Genomic DNA, 16,495 nt, shown 5'->3' on the forward strand with positions numbered 1-16,495 from the left:
CAGATCGACGCCCGCGGCGCGCGGGGTCTCGGCGGGGACGGTCCCGCGATCACCACCTCGGCGCGCTCCACGGTGCCGTCGGCGAGGTCGACGTGCGCGCACGTCTCCGCGGTGCGGTAACCCACCGCGTCTCGCAGACGCCGATCGACCGAGAGCGCTGGAAGAACTGGGCCTCGAATGGCTACGGCGGCGAGGTGGTGATCGGCCAGGACCTGCAGCGGGTATCGATCACCTGACCGCTGGGCATCTGTGCTCGATACGGGCGCGGTGAGCCACGGCACTGCGAAGTTCGCAGATCTGTGAGATGCTCTATGAAGCGGGTGGGCAGATTTTGCCCCCTGCAATCTGAAGAAAGCAGTAACACAGCATGGCACAAGGAACCGTCAAGTGGTTCAATGGCGAAAAGGGCTTCGGCTTCATCGCTCCCGACAGCGGTAGTGAAGACGTCTTCGTCCACTACTCGGCTATCTCCGGCGGAGGATTCCGCAACCTGGAGGAAGCACAGCGGGTCGAGTTCGACCTGGAGCAGGGCGCCAAGGGCCCCCAGGCGACGAACGTGACAGCAGTCTAAAGACTTAGACACACGGAACGCCCCGGATCTCTCGCGAGATCCGGGGCGTTCTGCATGCCGGGATGTTCTTGCCCGTGGGGGGGTTAAAGGCCAGAATGTGTGTACGGTTCGGGCGTGGCGTCGGGTGGTTTACCGGTTTCGGCCTCCCCATCCGTGTTGGATGCCGTTGCCGTCTTCCCAGTTGAAGCCTGTGTCGTAGGCGGCGGGCCCGATCTGCTCGTCCTCGACGGGCGTTTCCTTCGGTCGCTGCGGTGGTGGGTTGTGGTGCTCTTCGCGGACCAGGCTCCACGGATCGTGTGGGTGGGCGGTGAGGCTGTTGAGCTTCCATTCGGCGGCTCGGCGGGCGTGCTCGGTCAGAAGTCCTCGGTGAGCGCGGAACAGGTCTTTGAGACCTTTGTTGGGGCCGCCTTCGAGCGGTGAGGTGGTCCGCGGCAGGGGGTGCTCTTCATCGGTCAGGCGGGGGTCGATCCAGGTGAACAGGTGCTCTTCTGAGATCAGCCGCCGGAACAGTCCTCGGGTCTTGCGTAGGTCGCGGTGGGTGTACCACCAGGTGCTGGTCTCGGCGACGCCCTTCGGGCGCACAGCGTGCGGGCGGGCGTAGGTCCGGTGCCGGAGGAATCGGTCGTGCTTGATTTCCCAGTCGTTGTAGGCCTGAAGCCAGAGCACGGCCTGCTCGGAATTGCGGATGTTCATCAAAGCGGTTGTCAGAGTGACAATTTCACGGGCAGCATCGAGTCGGGGTTTGAAGGTGTGGTGGCGGCGCACGGTCTGGAAGATGTGGAAGTAGCAGCGCTGGACTCGAGTGGTGGGCCAATCGTCAGCGATCGCGGCGAGCAGGCCGCGGCCACCGTCGATGACCGCGACGTGCGGGGCGGGTTGGCGTTGCAGGATTTGCTGCCAGGCGATCTTCTTCTCGCGGTCGCACCATTGCCAGTCGACGACGTGGGTGCCGTCGAAGGCGATCAGCAGGCACCAGGATTGGAAGTAGGTGCCATCGAGCATCAATACCTGGGCCGGCTCAGTCGGGGGTGCAGGTGGTGGGACTTCGATGTTCCAGCACCAGGAGCGTGATCGGCGGAACGTGCGTGCGCTGATGTGGTCGGGTTGTCGGCCGTGCAGGAGCCAGGTGAGGAACGCGGTGAGTTCGGCTTTGCGGGTGATGTCGGGGCGTTTCTGGGTGCTGGAGGCGCCGCAGTCTTTGCAGCGCCAGCGGGTGCGGCCGGCGCTGGTGGTTCCGTTCTTGACGAGCTTGCGGCCGCATACACCACATGAGGGGGAATTCCGAGAACCTGACACCGAACATGCTTTCAAAGCATGTCCGGCGCACTGTCAGTCGAGGTCAGACACCGGAAACCAGCGTATCTGTACACACATTTTGGCCTTTAACCCCCGTGGGGTGAGGAGTCCGTGCGATATGCGACGAGGGCCCGGTCGGCGTTCTCGCCGTCCGGGCCCTCGTCGTTCTTCGGGGTGAGTGACGGGACTCGAACCCGCGACAGCCAGGATCACAACCTGGTGCTCTACCAACTGAACTACACTCACCATCGGCGCAGCTGCACAGCGTTCACACGTTGTTTGCCGAGCCAGGCTCATACTCTAGCCGGTTTTCACCCAGAAACTCCAATCGGTTCCTGACCAGCGTGTTTACGCGGGGCCAAGCCGTTCGACGACCTCTTCGAGGGTCTTCGCGTCGGGGCCGGGGGCGGGAACGAAGGCGGTCTCGCGGTAGTAGCGCAGTTCCCGGATCGATTCGCGGATGTCGGCGAGTGCGCGATGGGCGAGCCCCTTCTGCGGCTGACCGAAGTAGATCGGCGGGTACCAGCGACGGCACAGCTCCTTGATCGAGCTGACGTCCACCATCCGATAGTGCAGGTAGGCGTTCAGCTCGGGCATGTCCCGGGCGATGAAGCCGCGATCGGTGCCGATGGAGTTGCCCGCGAGCGGGGCCGCGCCGGCCGTGGTGATGTGCTCGCGCAGGTAGTCCAGAACCGCCTTCTCCGCTTCGGCGAGCGTGACGGTGGAGGCGCGCACCTCTTCGGTGAGCCCGGAGTCGGCATGCATCTTGGCGACCACCTCGGGCATGCCCGCGAGGGCCTCGTCGTCGGCGTGGATGACGAGGTCGACCCCCTCGCCGATGATGTTCAAGTCGCTGTCGGTGACGAGAGCGGCGATTTCGATGAGCTTGTCCGAGCCGATATCCAGTCCGGTCATCTCACAGTCGATCCACACGAGTTTGTCTTGCACTCGATCAACTGTAATCGGGACGGCGTGCCGCCGTCTGTCCGCGTGCGCGGTACGAGCTACTCGCCTTCGCCGAGCTTGCTGTAGAACTTGCCGACGATCGGCGCGACCACGGCACGCGGCGAATAGCCGCCGGCCACGGACATCGCCTTGCTCAGTGTCCCCGGAACCACGCGCATCTTGTTGCGGCTCAACGCATCCAGGCTCATCTCCGCTACCTTCTGGGAATCGTGCCAGAGGAAGCCCGGGACCAGCTTGTCGACGATCGACGCCTCCTCGGCGGTGGGGGTGTGCGTGCGGACCGGTCCCGGAGCCAGCAGTGTGACGTGCACCCCGGTGTCTTTGAGTTCCCCGCGCAGCGACTCGCTGAAGGTGTTGACGAAGGCCTTCGTCGCCGCATACGTCGCATTGTTGGGAATCGGCATATTGCCTGCGGCGGAGCCGACCATCAGGATGCCGCCGGAGCCGCGTTCGACCATCTGCGGAAGAACCGCGAGAGTGAGATCGTGCACGGCGTTCGCGTTGAGCCGGACCTGGGCGCGCTCGTATGCGGAGTCGAGGCCGGCGAGCGGCCCGAAGGTCGCGATCCCCGCGTTATTGCAGAGGATGGAGATCTCGCGACTCGACAGTTCGTCGCACAGTGCGTCGACCGCGTCGAGATCGGAGAGGTCCGCCGCCCGCACGTCCGCGTCCACCTGGAATCGCGACCGCAGTTCGATGGCGAGCTCATGAAGTACGTTCTCCCGCCGCGCCACCAGGATCACCGAGTGGCCGCGAGCGGCGAGCGTCCGCGCCAACGCCATTCCGATGCCGGAGGACGCTCCGGTGACCACGGCGCGGGCAGACGAACGAGGCGGCATCAACATGGGCCACATCGTATCGACGGCCTCGGACATCGGCCGAAAGGTGTCGGCTACTTGCCCGCGACGAGACCGTGGATCGCTCGCACGCGGGATTCGAGTGCGGCGTGCAGGTCCGCGGGGAGCGTGCCGAGTACGTCGATCTCCACCCCGCCCCCGAGCTGAGCCAGCCGCGGAAGGACCTCGGCCACATTGCCGACGTGTTCGACCACCGCCGCCGCGTCTCGGTAGCGCTCCAGCACCACGCATCGGCTGCGGTCGTCGTCCATGAACCAGTCGTACTGCAGGTTGCCCTTCTCCGTCCGCACCGCGTCGAGGGACTCGGCGACGGCCGCCGTGAACGCGGCGACGTTCTCCTCCGGGATGTTCGGGAAGGTGGCGATCATGACGATCTCGTTCTCGTTCATTCGGGCTCTTCTCTTCTGGTTGCGGGCGCCGTCGTTCCGATGCGGGTACCGAGTCATCGTAGAGAGCAGCACCTCACGGCAAGCCCGCGGCGACCTCCGTGCCCTGCCGGATGGCGCGCTTGGCGTCGAGTTCGGACGCGAGGTCGGCACCGCCGATGACGTGGGTGATCACACCGGCCGCGGTCAGCGGGTCGACCAAGTCGCGCACCGATTCCTGACCGGCGCAGACGACGACGTTGTCCACCTCGAGCAGGCGCTTGCCGACCTCGTTGCCCTCCTTGTCGTGCAGCGTGATGTGCAGGCCGGCGTCGTCGATCCTGTCGTAGGTGGCGCCGGAGATCTGTTCGACGCCCTTCATCTTGACCGCGGCACGATGCACCCAGCCGGTGGTCTTGCCGAGCGACTTGCCCTGCTTGCCCGGCTTGCGCTGCACCATGTACACCTCGCGCACGGCGGGCATCGGCCTCGGCTCGGTCAGGAAGCCGGGAGTGTCGAGGTCGTCGGTGACGCCCCACTCCTGCTCCCATTCCTTGAGGTTCAGTGTCGGCGACTCATCGGTGGTGAGGAATTCGGTGACGTCGAATCCGATGCCGCCCGCACCGATGACGGCCACGCGCTTGCCGACCTCGCGGTGGCCGAGGACCGCGTCGGCGTACGACATGACCATCGGGTGGTCGATGCCGTCGATCGCAGGCACGCGCGGGACCACGCCGGTCGCGACGATCACCTGGTCGTACCCGCCGTCGATGAGCTCCTGTGCGCCCACCCGGGTGTCGAGGTGAACGGCGACGTGGTTGATCTCGAGCTGGCGGGTGAAGTACCGGATGGTCTCGTTGAACTCCTCCTTGCCGGGGATGCGGGCGGCGATGGAGAACTGCCCGCCGATGGCCGGCCCGGCCTCGTAGAGGTCGACGCGGTGGCCGCGCTGCGCGGCGGAGACGGCCGCCGACAGCCCGGCGGGACCGGCTCCGACGACGGCCACCCGCTTGGCCGTGCGGGTGGCCCCCAGGGTGAGGACCGTCTCGCGGCCGGCGCGCGGGTTCAGCAGGCACGAGACCTTCTGACCGACGAAGGCGTGATCCAGGCACGCCTGATTGCAGCCGATGCACGTGTTGATCTCGTCGGCGCGGCCGGTGCGCGCCTTGTCGACGAACTCCGGGTCGGCCAGCAGCGGGCGGGCCATCGACACCGCGTCCACCTTGCCGCGCTCGAGGATCTCCTCGGCGAAGTCCGGGGTGTTGATGCGGTTGGACGCGATCAGCGGGATGTCCACCACATCGCGCAGCCGCTCGGTGAACTTGACGAACGCGCCCCGCGGTACCGACGTCACGATCGTCGGTACCTGGGCCTCGTGCCAGCCGATGTCGGTGTTGATGGCGTCGACGCCGTGTTCCTCGGCCCGCTTGGCGAGCAGTGCGATCTCGTCGAAGGTCTGTCCGTTCTTCACGAAGTCGGCGACGCTCTGGCGCAGGATGACCGGGAATTCGCGCGGCACCTTCCTGCGCACGTCCTTGATGATCTCGACGAGGAAGCGCTGACGGTTCTCGGTGCTGCCGCCCCACTTGTCGGTGCGGTCGTTGGTGTGCGGGCAGAGGAACTGGTTGATCAGGTATCCCTCGCCGCCCATCAGCTCGATCGCGTCGTAGCCGGCTCGGTGCGCGAGCTGCGCCGCGGTGCCGAATGAGCGGATCACATGCCAGATGATCTGCTCGGTCATCTTGAGGTGTTTGAACGGGTGAATCGGGCTCGGCTCGCTGCCGGCGGCAACCTTGAAGGGCGTATACCCGTAGCGCCCCGCGTGAATGATCTGCAGGGCGATCTTTCCGCCCTCGGCATGGACGGCCTTGGTGAACTCGCGGTGCCGGAGCACATCGGCGCGGTTCGTCATCTTGCCCGCGAAGGGCAGCAGCTGGCCGGTGCGCGACGGTGCGAAACCGCCCGTGATGATGAGCCCGACGCCGCCGCGGGCGCGTTCGGCGTAGTAGGCGGCGAGTTTGGGCGTGTCCCACAACCGGTCCTCCAGGCCGGTGTGCATCGATCCCATGACGACGCGGTTGTCGAGCGTGATCCCGCCGATCCGAAGCGGTTCGAACAGTCTGGGGAAGTGGGCGTTGGGCGCCGTCTGGGCTGTCATTGGGCGACCTTTCTCGTTGTGGGTCTCGGTGGGATGCAGTGGTTTCTGTGGAATTCAGTGCTGCGGGGCGGCGACGGCGGCAGAGCGCTCGAGTTCGCGCTGGAAGCGGTCGAGCACCTCGTCGCACCAGTCGACGGTCTGCTCGCTCATCCGGACTCCGCCGCGGAGCACCAGGTACTGGTTCAGCTTGCGTCCGGAGAGGGCATCGGGATCGGGGTAGTACTGCTCCACCCATCCCCGATACACCTCGAGCATCGCGGCGGCCTCGTCGCGGTGGGCGCGGAGTTCGGCCATCACCGTCGGCAGGTCGCCGAGATCGGCGGCGCGCAGCTTGACTCCGAGATCGCTGCGCAGCGGCGGGAGCGGCGTCGGGCTGTTCACCCACTCGGCGAGCATGTCGCGTCCCGCCTGCGAGAGCGTGTACACCTTCTTGTCCGGGCGGCCGTCCTGTGCCACGGACTCGAAGCTCACCAGCCCGTCGGAGTGCAGCTTCTTGAGCGTCCGATAGATCTGCTGGTGCGTAGCCGACCAGAAGTATCCGATCGACCGCGAGAACTGTTGCCCGATCTCGTACCCGGTCCCGGGCCGCTCGGAGAGCGAGACGAGGATCGCGTGCTCGAGTGCCATGCGTGACACCGTAACAATGCACCTTAGTTCTATGCAATAGGGTTCATATGAACTCCGATGCATATAAAGCGGCGGGTCGGACACACCGCCGCCGATTTGCTGCTAAGACTTGGCCGTGACCTCGTTTCGCCGCATCGCCCTTCCCGGAACCGCACCCGAGGACGTGATCTGCCTGCCCGACGGGCGGGTCGTGACCGGACTCGACGACGGTCGTCTGCTGTCGGTGGAGCCGTCGACGGGGGAGATCAGCGTGCTGGCCGACACCGCCGGACGGCTCCTCGGCCTCGACTACGGTGCCGACGGTTCGATCTACATCTGCGACCACGATCGCGGGCTGCTCGTCCTGGATCCGGATCGCTCGCGCGCACGAGTGCTCGTCGACACGGTGGACGGCAGGCCGCTGCGGTTCGCCAGCAACGTCGCCCACGCCTCCGACGGAACGCTGTACTTCTCGTCGTCGTCTCAGAACTTCATGTTCGACCGCTGGCGGGCGGACATCATCGAGCACTCCGGGACCGGCAGGCTCATGCGACTGTCGCCGAGCGGTGAGGTCCAGGTGCTGCGCGACGATCTGCAGTTCGCGAACGGCGTGGTCCTGGGCCCCGGTGAGGACTACGTGCTGGTCGCGGAGACGGGGGCCTCCCGGATCTCGCGGTACTGGCTCACCGGACCGGCGGCGGGCACCTCCGAGGTCTTCCTCGACGGTCTGGGCGGTTATCCGGACAACATGTCGATCGGCAGCGACGGGCGACTGTGGGTGGCGCTCGCCTCACCGCGGAATGCTGTGCTGGAGGGCATCTTCCGGCTTCCGCTGCGGGCCCGGAAGGTGCTCGCGCGGGCCCCGCAGGGTGTCGGACCGACGCCGGAGGAGGTGGTCTGGGTACAGGCCTTCGACTTCGACGGCACGATGGCCCGCGAGGTGCGGATCGACGACCTCGATTTCGGTTTCGTCACCGCCGTCGCGGAGCGCGACGGGGTCCTGTATCTCGGCACCATCCTCGGCAACGCGCTCGGCGTGCTCGACCTGCGCAGCTGACACCCGGCGGATTCGCCCGTCCTCGAGTCGCACCACCTCGTCGGCGATCGCGGTCAGCCGCGAATCGTGGGTGATGAGCAGGGTGGTGCGTCCGCGGGCCAGTCGGCGCAGCGGCCCGATCACTCCGGCGACCGACTCGTCGTCGAGCGCGGCCGTCGGCTCGTCGAGGATCAGGACGGGCGTGTTCCGGAGCATCGCCCGCGCGATGGTGATCCGTCGGCGCTGTCCGCCGGACAGTTCCAAGCCGTCGCCGGCGAGCACGGTGTCGTATCCGTCCGGCAGCGCGGCGATGAACCGATGGGCGCCGGCGTCGCGCGCCGCCTCGATGATCTCCTCCCGGCCTGCCGTCGGACGGCCGAACGCGATGTTGTCGGCCACCGTCCCCGGCCGGATGTGGGCCGTCTGCGGCAGCAGCGTGACCTGTTCGCGGACCGACGCGCCGGTCACCTCGGACACGTCGTGGCCGCCGACGGTGACGGTGCCGGACTCCGCATCCTCCAGCGCGCAGATCAGCGATGCGAGCGTCGACTTGCCGGTGCCGCTGGGGCCGATGAGAGCCGTGATGACACCCGGCCGCAACTCCAGGTCGACGCCTCGGAGGATCTGCCTGCCCTCGTACGCGAAGCAGACGCCGTCGAGCCGCACCGGCACGGGGGCGCCACTCGGGACCGGTGGCAGCGGCCGCGCGTCGCCGAGTTCGGCACGGTGCACCGGTTCGTCGAGGATCTCCGCGATCCGCTCGGCGCTCACGCATGCCTCGGCCACCGCGAGCCGCACGTCGGCGATCTGCTGGAGCTTGGGATACAGCATCGCCAGGTAGCCCGACAGTGCCAGCAGCTGGCCGACGCTGAGTGCGCCCTCACGCACCTGCCAGACGCCGACGAGGGTGACGGTGAGCGACAGACACACCTGCGCGAAGCCGAGCACTCCGCCGAAGCCGGCTTCGATGCGCGTCTGCGACACCCGGGTGCGCGCCCATCGGCGGCCGTGACGCTCCAGCTCGTCGGCCTCGTCGCGCTCGCGGTTGTACGCGACGGTGGTCTCGTGGCCGGCCAGCGCGGAGTAGACGGCGTCGGCGATGTCACTGTTCGCGGCGCGCTCGGCGTGCGTCGTCCGGCTCTGGCGCCTCCCGAAGAACGACGAGACCGCCCACAGGGCCGGGCATGCGGCCAGTGCGACCCCCGCGACGACCGGGCTCATGACGAACGCGGCAACGATCAGACCCAGCGCGTTGGCGGCCGCCACCGCCAGGGACATCATCCCGGTGCCGATCAAGTGCTCGACGGCTTCCAGGTCGCTCGAATGCCGCACGACGAGGTCGCCGAGCCCGCGGCGCCGATGCGTGATCGGTGCCAACCGCTGGACGTGTGCGAACAGAGCGGTGCGGAGCCGGAGCACCACACCTTCGGAGGCCACCGTCGACAGGAGGGTGCCGACGTAGTCGGCACCGACGCTGACCGCGGTCACGGCGAGCCACAGTGCGGCGAGACGCGCGAACGACTGCCAGTCGGAGGAACCGAGGGCACCGTCGACGACGTCGGATAGGAAGAACACGCCGACGGCGTCGCATGCGGCTGCGACCAGTAGAAAGAATGCGGCACCGCTCAGTGCGACGCGATGTCCGGAGGCGAAATGGGAGAATCGGCGCATCGCGGTGAGAAATGTCATTTGGGTGATCTCCTGTAATCGATGAAACGGACCGATTCTCTTCAAAAGAAATGCCGATGCGCCGGTCCCGGAATACATTTCCGGGACCGGCGCATCCGAGGGTGTGGAACCCGATCAGTTCACACCTGGTCAGCGGACCCAGATCCAGTACCAGCGGTGATTGCGGGCATCCCACCGACGCTCACGACGCCGACGCGGAGCGGGGTGCGCGAATCCGAAGTTCTGACGGTTGTTCTGCTCGGGGCGGCGGTTGTTGTCGAATGCCATGTCATTCTCCTTATCCGGTCGGCTCGGCGGCTATTTCCGCTCGCGTATCTCGCGTCCGACACAGATGAATTTATGGACCCCGTCTGTGGAGGATCTGGCGCGCGACTGGCAGCATTCTGGGAACATCTCGGAACCGTCGGAACTGCGGCATTCCGCCGTGTTTCAGGCTGCTCACACGGCTCCCCGCATGTCGGTGAGGGCTTCATTACGCGCCCGTGATCGCCGCGGCGACCGCCCGCAACACCGCCTGCCTAGCGTCGATCGCGACCCGGTCGAATGCCCGGGAGGACGAAGGAGGCACCGCGTGCGGATGGGACCAGCTCACACCCGACCCCGAGAACGACGAGCAGTATTCGCGTCGAGGACGATCACCGACTGGGATCCGGAGGACACCGCGGCATGGGAGGCGGGCGGATCGGCGATCGCGCGGCGCAACCTGATCTGGTCGGTGGTCGCCGAGCACGTCGGATTCTCCGTCTGGACGCTGTGGTCGGTGATGGTGCTGTTCATGCCGTCGGACGTCTACGGCATCTCGGCGGGGGACAAGTTCCTCATCGGAGCCGTGGCCACCCTCACCGGGTCTCTGCTGCGTTTCCCGTACACCCTGGCGACATCGCGATTCGGCGGCCGCAACTGGACGGTCTTCTCGGCCGTCGTGCTGACCGTGCCGGTGATGGCGACGATCGTCCTTCTCGCGAATCCGGGTCAGCCGCTGTGGTTGTATCTGGTGTGCGCCGCACTCGCCGGGCTCGGCGGCGGCAACTTCGCGTCGTCGATGACGAACATCAACGCTTTCTATCCGCAGCGCCTCAAGGGCTGGGCCCTCGGTCTGAACGCGGGCGGCGGCAACCTCGGGGTGCCCGCGGTGCAGTTGGTGGGACTGCTGGTGATCGCGTGGGCCGGGGTCGGCGAACCGTACTGGGTGTGCGCCGTCTACCTCGTGCTGCTCGCGGTGGCCGGGCTCGGCGCCGCGCTCTTCATGGACAACCTCGAGGGGCCGGGCGTGGACCTGTCCGCGATGCGGTCGGCGATCACCGACCGCGACACGTGGCTGATCTCGCTGCTCTACATCGGGACTTTCGGCTCGTTCATCGGGTTCTCCTTCGCCTTCTCGCAGGTACTGGCGCTGAATTTCCTCGATCGCGGCGACACCGCGGCGCAGGCCTCACTGCACGCCGCGCAGATCGCCTTCATCGGCCCGCTCCTCGGGTCGGTGGCACGGGTGTGCGGCGGCAGGCTCGCCGACCGGATCGGCGGCAGCCGAGTGACGCTCGGGGTGTTCGCCGGCATGGTCGGCGCCGCGGCCGTCCTCCTGGTGGGCTCGTCCCTCGAGGTTCAGGTGGTGGGCTTCGTGGCGCTCTTCGTGCTCTCCGGGATTGGGAACGGCTCGGTGTACAAGATCATCCCGTCGGTGTTCGACGCGAAGTCCCGCGCGCTGCCGCTCGACGAGGACGGGCGGGCGGCGTACTCGCGAGCCATGTCTGGAGCGGTGATCGGGATCGCGGGCGCGGTCGGCGGACTCGGCGGCGTCGGGATCAACATGGTGCTGCGACAGTCGTACCTGAGCTCCGGGTCGGCGACCGTCGCGGTGGTGGTCTTCGCCGCCTTCTACCTGGTCGCCGCGGCCGTCACCTGGCGGGCGTACGTCGGAGTGCCGCGCGCGGCGGCCGATGCGCCCGGCGCACCGCAGTCTGCGAAGCTGTCTTCATGAGTTCTGCCACCACCGGCGACCGGTCGGCCCCGCCCTCGCTGGCGGGGTTCACCGTCGCCGTCACCGCAGCGCGCCGAGCTGAGGAGCTCGGCGCGCTGCTCATGCGACGAGGCGCACGAGTGGTCGCCGCACCGGCGATCGAGATGGTGCCGCTGGCCGACGACCCGGCGTTGCGCGCGGGCACCGATGCGGTGATCGCGGAGCCGCCGGATCTGCTGATCCCGACGACCGGAATCGGCTTCCGCGGGTGGATCGAGGCTGCGGACGAATGGGGGCTGGCCGACGAGTTGATGGGCGCCTTCGCCGGCGCGCGCATCCTTTCGCGCGGGCCGAAGGTGACCGGGGCGTTGCGTGCGGCGGGATTGCGCGAGGAATGGTCGCCCGAATCGGAGTCGTCGGCCGAAGTGCTGGCGCACCTGAGCCCCGACGACGTCGCCGGTCGGCGAGTGGCGGTTCAGCTGCACGGTGCGATCGACGGTTGGGACCCGAACCGCGACTTCGTCGACGGTCTCATCGCGATGGGAGCCGATGTCGTCTCCGTGCCGGTCTACAGCTGGCGCCGGCCCGCCGATCTCGGCGACTTCGATGCGCTGATCTACGACGTCGCCGCCCGCCGGTTGGACGCGGTGACCTTCACCTCCGGTCCGGCCGCCGTGTCGATGCTGACGCGATCGACTCAGCTGGGCGTGCGCGAGCCGTTCGTCTCCGCACTCCGGGAGGCGGTCGCCGTCTACTGCGTGGGCCCGGTGACCGCCGCGCCGCTCGAGCTGGCGGGGGTCGCCGCGCGCTGGCCGGACCGGATGCGGCTCGGCGCGCTGGCGCGGCTCGTGGCCGAGGATCTGCCGGTCCGGGAGTCCGAACTCGCGGTGGCCGGGCACCGCCTCGGCGTGCATGCCTCGGCGGTAGTGGTCGACGGAGAGGTCCGTGACGTGCCCGCGTCGGCGCTGCGTCTGCTCAAGGCCCTCGCTCAGCGGCCGGGCACGGTGGTGTCGCGCACCGATCTACTCGCGGTGATCGGCGCGGGTGACGAACATGCGGTGGAGGTGGCGATCGGCAGGCTCCGGACTGCGCTGGGATGCCGCGAGATGATCGCGACGGTCGTCAAACGCGGCTACCGGCTGGCACTGGACGAGCAGTGAACTCGCCGGCCGAGTCGAGCCGGCCGCAGGCCGCGTCGACGACCGGTGCCGCGAGACCGAGGGGGCGGGCGACGACGTCGGCCCCCGAGTCGTCCAGGCGCTGCTGAAACAGCCCGTCGGCGAGCAGGTACGACGCCACCGCGATCCGGCGTCCGGGTGTGTCCGCACGGAGGGCGGCAACGGTGTCCGGGACCGATGCGTGAGGCGAGTCCGCGCGGGTGCTCGCGAATGCGATGCGGACCGGCGTTGCCAGCCGCGCGGACAGCAGGCGCGCGGTGGTCTCGATGTCCCGCTGCGCCACCGGATCCGCGGAGCCGGCCGCGGCCAGGACGACGGCGTCGTCGCTCGTCGCCCCGGCCTCGGCCAGGCGGATCGTGAGCGCACGGGTCAGCAGCTGAGACGGTCCCAGTGCCGGGGCCAGCCGTACCGGCCGGCGGGCCGCGGCCAGGTGCGCGGCGATGTCGACCCGCACGTGGTGGCCGCGCGCCAGGAACGCGGGCAGCACCGTGACCGGGCCGTCGGGCAGATCGGGGAGCAGGTCGCTCGGCGAGGGCCCGACGACGTCGACGAAGCTCACCGCCACCGGCCCGTCCCGGCGGCGTCCGATCTCGTCGGCGAGCCGATAGATCAGTTCCACGCCCCGTGGGTCGCGGGTGCCGTGCGCGACGAGCAGGACGGTCATCGCGGGCTCGCCGCCGAACTCGTGGCGGGCTTGAAGCCCTCGGGCCGGAAGCCGAACCGGATGTCGGGGGAGTTCGCCACGAATACGGTCCCGTCGAGCCCGATGCGCGTGCCGTACACCGGGATCCGCACTCCGGGGGAATCGAGGCAGCGTCCGTCGATGAGGCTGAACGCCTCCTTCTTCAAGGGCGAGGCGACCACCGGGAAACCGTTCCGGTCGCCGACGATGCCGCGCGACATCACCGCGGCGCGAGCGATCGGATCGATGTTGCCCACCGCGCGGAGCGTGTCGTCGGCGAGCCGGAACAGCGCCACCTGCGCGCCGTCCGGCAGCAGCACGGCCACGCCGCGCAGGCGGTCGAGCCGGTCGATGTGGCACGCGGCGGTCCAGTCGCGGGTCCAACGGTGGAGGTCGAAGGCGAGGGTCATGACAGACCTTTCAGGTGTGTTCGGGGGCGGGCGGAACGAGCCGGTTCACGACTGCGGCAGCGCGGGCGAACCGAGCAGGACCGGAACTCGGCGCCCGTGGCTCTCGCCGAAGGCGACCGTCGGGTCGGGAACGCCGGGCGCGTTGACGAAGGAGACGAACCGCCGGAGCTTGTCCGGGTCGTCGAGGACGCCCTTCCATTCGCATTCGTAGGCGTCGACGTGGCGGGCCATGTCGGCTTCGAAGTCGTCGGCCAGACCCAGCACGTCGTCGATCACGACGGCCTTGAGCCGCTCGATGCCGCCGTCGAGTCCGTCGAGCCAGGCGGCGGTGCGCTGAAGTCGTTCGGCCGTGCGGATGTAGTACATGAGGAAACGGTCGATGTAGGCGACGAGGGTGGCATCGTCCAGGTCGCCGGCCAGGAGCTGCGCGTGCCGGGGAGTCATGCCGCCGTTGCCGCCGACGTACAGATTCCAGCCCTTCTCGGTGGCGATGACGCCGACGTCCTTCCCGCGGGCCTCGGCGCACTCGCGGGCACAGCCCGAGACGCCCATCTTGATCTTGTGCGGCGACCGCAGCCCGCGGTACCGCAGTTCCAGATCGATCGCCATCCGAACGGAGTCCTGCTGACCGTACCGGCACCAGTCGGAGCCGACGCAGCTCTTCACGGTCCGCAGCGACTTTCCGTAGGCGTGGCCCGACTCCATCCCGGCGTCCACCAGGCGCCGCCAGATCAGCGGCAGCTGGTCGACGGTGGCACCGAACATGTCGATGCGCTGACCGCCGGTGATCTTGGTGTACAGACCGAAGTCGCGGGCGATCTCGCCGATCAGAATCAGCTGTTCGGGCGTGACGTCGCCGCCCGGCATCCGCGGGACCACCGAATAGGTGCCGTTGCGCTGGATGTTCGCCAGGAAGTGATCGTTCGAATCCTGCAGCGAGGCCTGCTCGCCGTCGAGGATGTGGCCCGAGCCGATCGACGCCAGAATGGACGCGACCGTCGGCTTGCAGATGTCGCAGCCGGTGCCGGTGCCGAACCGTTCGACGATGCCGGAGAAGGTCCGGATGTCGCAGGCCCTGATCGTCTCGAACAGCTCGGCGCGCGACTGCGCGAAGTGCTCGCACAGGGCGGTCGACTGCTCGACTCCCTCCTCGGCCAGGATCTGCGACAGCAGCGGAACGCACGAGCCGCACGACGTGCCCGCGCCGGTGCAGCCCTTGAGGGCCGCCACATCGCATGCGCCGTCGGCGATCGCGGCGCACAGCGTGCCCTTGCTGACGTCGTTGCACGAACAGATCTGCGCGTCGTCGCCGAGCGCGCCCACCCCGAGGGCCGGTGCGTCGCCGGCCGGGCTGATCAGACTCACCGGGTCTCCCGGCAGGCTCGATCCCACCAGCGGGCGCAGGAGGCCGTATGCGCTCGCGTCGCCGACGAGCACGCCGCCGAGCAGGGTGGACGCGTCGTCGGACAGCACGAGCTTGGCGTAGACGCCGCCGATCGGGTCCGAGACCACCACGTCGAGCGCTCCGGGAGTGGCGCTCAGCGCGTCGCCGAAGCTGGCGACGTCGACGCCGAGCAGTTTGAGCTTGGTGGACATGTCGGCGCCGGGGAACACCGCAGAGCCGCCCAGCAGCCGGTCGGCGACCACCTCGGCGGTGGCGTAGCCGGGGGCCACGAGGCCGTAGCAACGACCGTCGATCGCCGCGACCTCGCCGATCGCGTAGATCGACGGGTCGCTGGTGGCACAGCGCTCGTCGGTGAGGATCCCGCCCCGTTCGGCAACCGCGAGACCGCAGTCGCGGGCGAGTTCGTCGCGGGGACGGACCCCGGCGGCGAACACCAGGAGTGCGGCGTCGACCACCGTGCCGTCGGCGAGTGTGACACGCACGCCGGCGTCGCCGGGCTCGATGGACTCGGTGCCCGACGAGAGGGACACCTCGATCCCGAGTTCGCCGATCATCCGGGCCAGGTGCTCGCCGCCCCCGGCGTCCACCTGCTGAGGCATCAGCCTCGGGTTGATCTCCACCACGTGAGGCGCCAGACCCATCAATCGAAGAGCGTTGGCGGCTTCGAGTCCGAGGAGCCCGCCGCCGACCACCATGCCGACCGGCGCGGTGCGGGCATCGCGCGCGAGGGCCCGCTCCGCGTCGGCGCGGATGGCGTCCAGATCGTCGAGGGTCCGGTAGACGTGGCAGCCCGGCGTCTCGTGTCCCGGGACCGGCGGCACGAAGGCTCGCGATCCGGTCGCCATCACCAGCGCGTCGTAGGCGATCTCGGCGCCCGAAGCGGTTCGCACCACGCGACGGTCGCGGTCGATCGCGACGACGGCGTCCCCGACCCGCAACTCCACGGCGTCGTCGCCGTCGTAGCGGTTGCCCGCCAGCGCCAGCTCGGCCCGCTCCCAGGAGCCGACGTATCCCGAGAGCCCCACGCGGTCGTACGCGGGGTCGGTCTCCTCGCCGAGCACCACCACTCGCCATCCGCCGTCGACGTCCCGGGCGCGAAGTGCCTCGACGAAGCGGTGCCCGACCATTCCGTGTCCGATGACCACCACGGTTTCGCTCATCGACTCCAGGTCCTTCCACTCGAGTTCGCAGCCGATCCGTTCGGCTCGGAAGCGACGTTACGAACGGGGTGTTGCGATGCCGCTCGGGTCGCGTTGCGGTCAGATGACGAGTCCCGCACCGGGTTTCGAGCATGTTTCGAGTCGGGGGGGCGACGGGGG

Annotated in this window: 15 protein-coding genes, 1 tRNA gene and 1 pseudogene; 5 read left to right on the plus strand and 12 right to left on the minus strand. The window is 68.4% G+C overall.

All coding sequences use genetic code 11. The annotated features are described in order from the left end of the window. Window positions 1-92 precede the first annotated feature (92 nt). Window positions 93-236 carry a hypothetical protein gene (locus P5P27_RS07045; protein ID WP_156150521.1) on the plus strand — a complete coding sequence of 48 codons (144 nt, stop codon included), beginning with the start codon at window positions 93-95 and terminating at the stop codon, window positions 234-236. Window positions 237-367: 131 nt separating this feature from the next. Then, window positions 368-571, plus strand: coding sequence for a cold-shock protein (locus P5P27_RS07050; protein WP_006896590.1), 204 nt, complete (start codon window positions 368-370; stop codon window positions 569-571). A gap of 129 nt (window positions 572-700) precedes the next feature. Here P5P27_RS07050 and P5P27_RS07055 read toward each other — a convergent pair whose 3' ends face one another. The 7 genes from P5P27_RS07055 to P5P27_RS07085 form a co-directional block, all read right to left on the minus strand. Further along, entirely contained in the window at window positions 701-1,867 is a 1,167-nt protein-coding gene (locus P5P27_RS07055) for an IS1249 family transposase (protein WP_278125867.1), read from the minus strand. 173 nt (window positions 1,868-2,040) lie between these two features. Continuing rightward, a tRNA-His gene (locus P5P27_RS07060) sits at window positions 2,041-2,113 on the minus strand. A gap of 102 nt (window positions 2,114-2,215) precedes the next feature. Beyond that, the gene (orn, locus tag P5P27_RS07065; protein ID WP_006896591.1) at window positions 2,216-2,815 is read right to left on the minus strand and encodes an oligoribonuclease; all 600 of its coding nucleotides are present in this window, start codon (window positions 2,813-2,815) and stop codon (window positions 2,216-2,218) included. Between the two features lie 56 nt (window positions 2,816-2,871). Continuing rightward, window positions 2,872-3,678 carry a mycolate reductase gene (gene cmrA, locus P5P27_RS07070; RefSeq protein WP_006896592.1) on the minus strand — a complete coding sequence of 269 codons (807 nt, stop codon included), beginning with the start codon at window positions 3,676-3,678 and terminating at the stop codon, window positions 2,872-2,874. Window positions 3,679-3,725: 47 nt separating this feature from the next. After that, a complete protein-coding gene (locus P5P27_RS07075) occupies window positions 3,726-4,079 on the minus strand; it encodes a putative quinol monooxygenase (protein WP_006896593.1) in 354 nt (117 codons plus the stop codon). Window positions 4,080-4,152: 73 nt separating this feature from the next. Next, window positions 4,153-6,213 carry an NADPH-dependent 2,4-dienoyl-CoA reductase gene (locus P5P27_RS07080; RefSeq protein ID WP_006896594.1) on the minus strand — a complete coding sequence of 687 codons (2,061 nt, stop codon included), beginning with the start codon at window positions 6,211-6,213 and terminating at the stop codon, window positions 4,153-4,155. A gap of 54 nt (window positions 6,214-6,267) precedes the next feature. After that, window positions 6,268-6,840, minus strand: coding sequence for a PadR family transcriptional regulator (locus tag P5P27_RS07085; RefSeq protein WP_006896595.1), 573 nt, complete (start codon window positions 6,838-6,840; stop codon window positions 6,268-6,270). A 163-nt stretch (window positions 6,841-7,003) separates the two neighbouring features. Between P5P27_RS07085 and P5P27_RS07090 the strand changes: the two are divergent. Beyond that, a pseudogene (locus tag P5P27_RS07090) lies at window positions 7,004-7,552 on the plus strand (SMP-30/gluconolactonase/LRE family protein); the annotation flags it as partial. 57 nt (window positions 7,553-7,609) lie between these two features. Here P5P27_RS07090 and P5P27_RS07095 read toward each other — a convergent pair. Next, complete coding sequence (locus tag P5P27_RS07095) at window positions 7,610-9,544, minus strand: ABC transporter ATP-binding protein (protein WP_278127012.1); 1,935 nt, start codon at window positions 9,542-9,544, stop codon at window positions 7,610-7,612. 129 nt (window positions 9,545-9,673) lie between these two features. Next, the gene (locus tag P5P27_RS07100; RefSeq protein ID WP_156150514.1) at window positions 9,674-9,811 is read right to left on the minus strand and encodes a hypothetical protein; all 138 of its coding nucleotides are present in this window, start codon (window positions 9,809-9,811) and stop codon (window positions 9,674-9,676) included. A 310-nt stretch (window positions 9,812-10,121) separates the two neighbouring features. On the opposite strand from P5P27_RS07100, the gene P5P27_RS07105 reads away from it, so the two are divergent. Then, entirely contained in the window at window positions 10,122-11,522 is a 1,401-nt protein-coding gene (locus P5P27_RS07105; protein ID WP_278127014.1) for an MFS transporter, read from the plus strand. Then, on the plus strand, window positions 11,519-12,661 hold the full coding sequence (locus tag P5P27_RS07110) for a uroporphyrinogen-III synthase (protein ID WP_278127016.1): 1,143 nt from the start codon (window positions 11,519-11,521) through the stop codon (window positions 12,659-12,661). The genes P5P27_RS07105 and P5P27_RS07110 overlap by 4 nt, the downstream gene beginning before the upstream one ends. Here P5P27_RS07110 and P5P27_RS07115 read toward each other — a convergent pair. Genes P5P27_RS07115 through nirB form a run of 3 tightly spaced genes read right to left on the minus strand, consistent with a single transcriptional unit; the run spans window position 12,624 to window position 16,336 of the window. Next, a complete protein-coding gene (locus P5P27_RS07115) occupies window positions 12,624-13,343 on the minus strand; it encodes a sirohydrochlorin chelatase (protein WP_278127018.1) in 720 nt (239 codons plus the stop codon). The two genes, P5P27_RS07110 and P5P27_RS07115, sit on opposite strands and share 38 nt — an antisense overlap. Further along, complete coding sequence (nirD, locus tag P5P27_RS07120) at window positions 13,340-13,771, minus strand: nitrite reductase small subunit NirD (protein WP_278127020.1); 432 nt, start codon at window positions 13,769-13,771, stop codon at window positions 13,340-13,342. Before nirD ends, P5P27_RS07115 begins: the two co-directional genes overlap by 4 nt. Window positions 13,772-13,816: 45 nt before the next feature. Beyond that, entirely contained in the window at window positions 13,817-16,336 is a 2,520-nt protein-coding gene (gene nirB / locus P5P27_RS07125; protein WP_278127022.1) for a nitrite reductase large subunit NirB, read from the minus strand. Between the last annotated feature and the right edge of the window lie 159 nt (window positions 16,337-16,495).

Origin of the sequence: Gordonia sihwensis (assembly GCF_029632925.1) — a bacterium.
Lineage (GTDB): Bacteria > Actinomycetota > Actinomycetes > Mycobacteriales > Mycobacteriaceae > Gordonia > Gordonia sihwensis.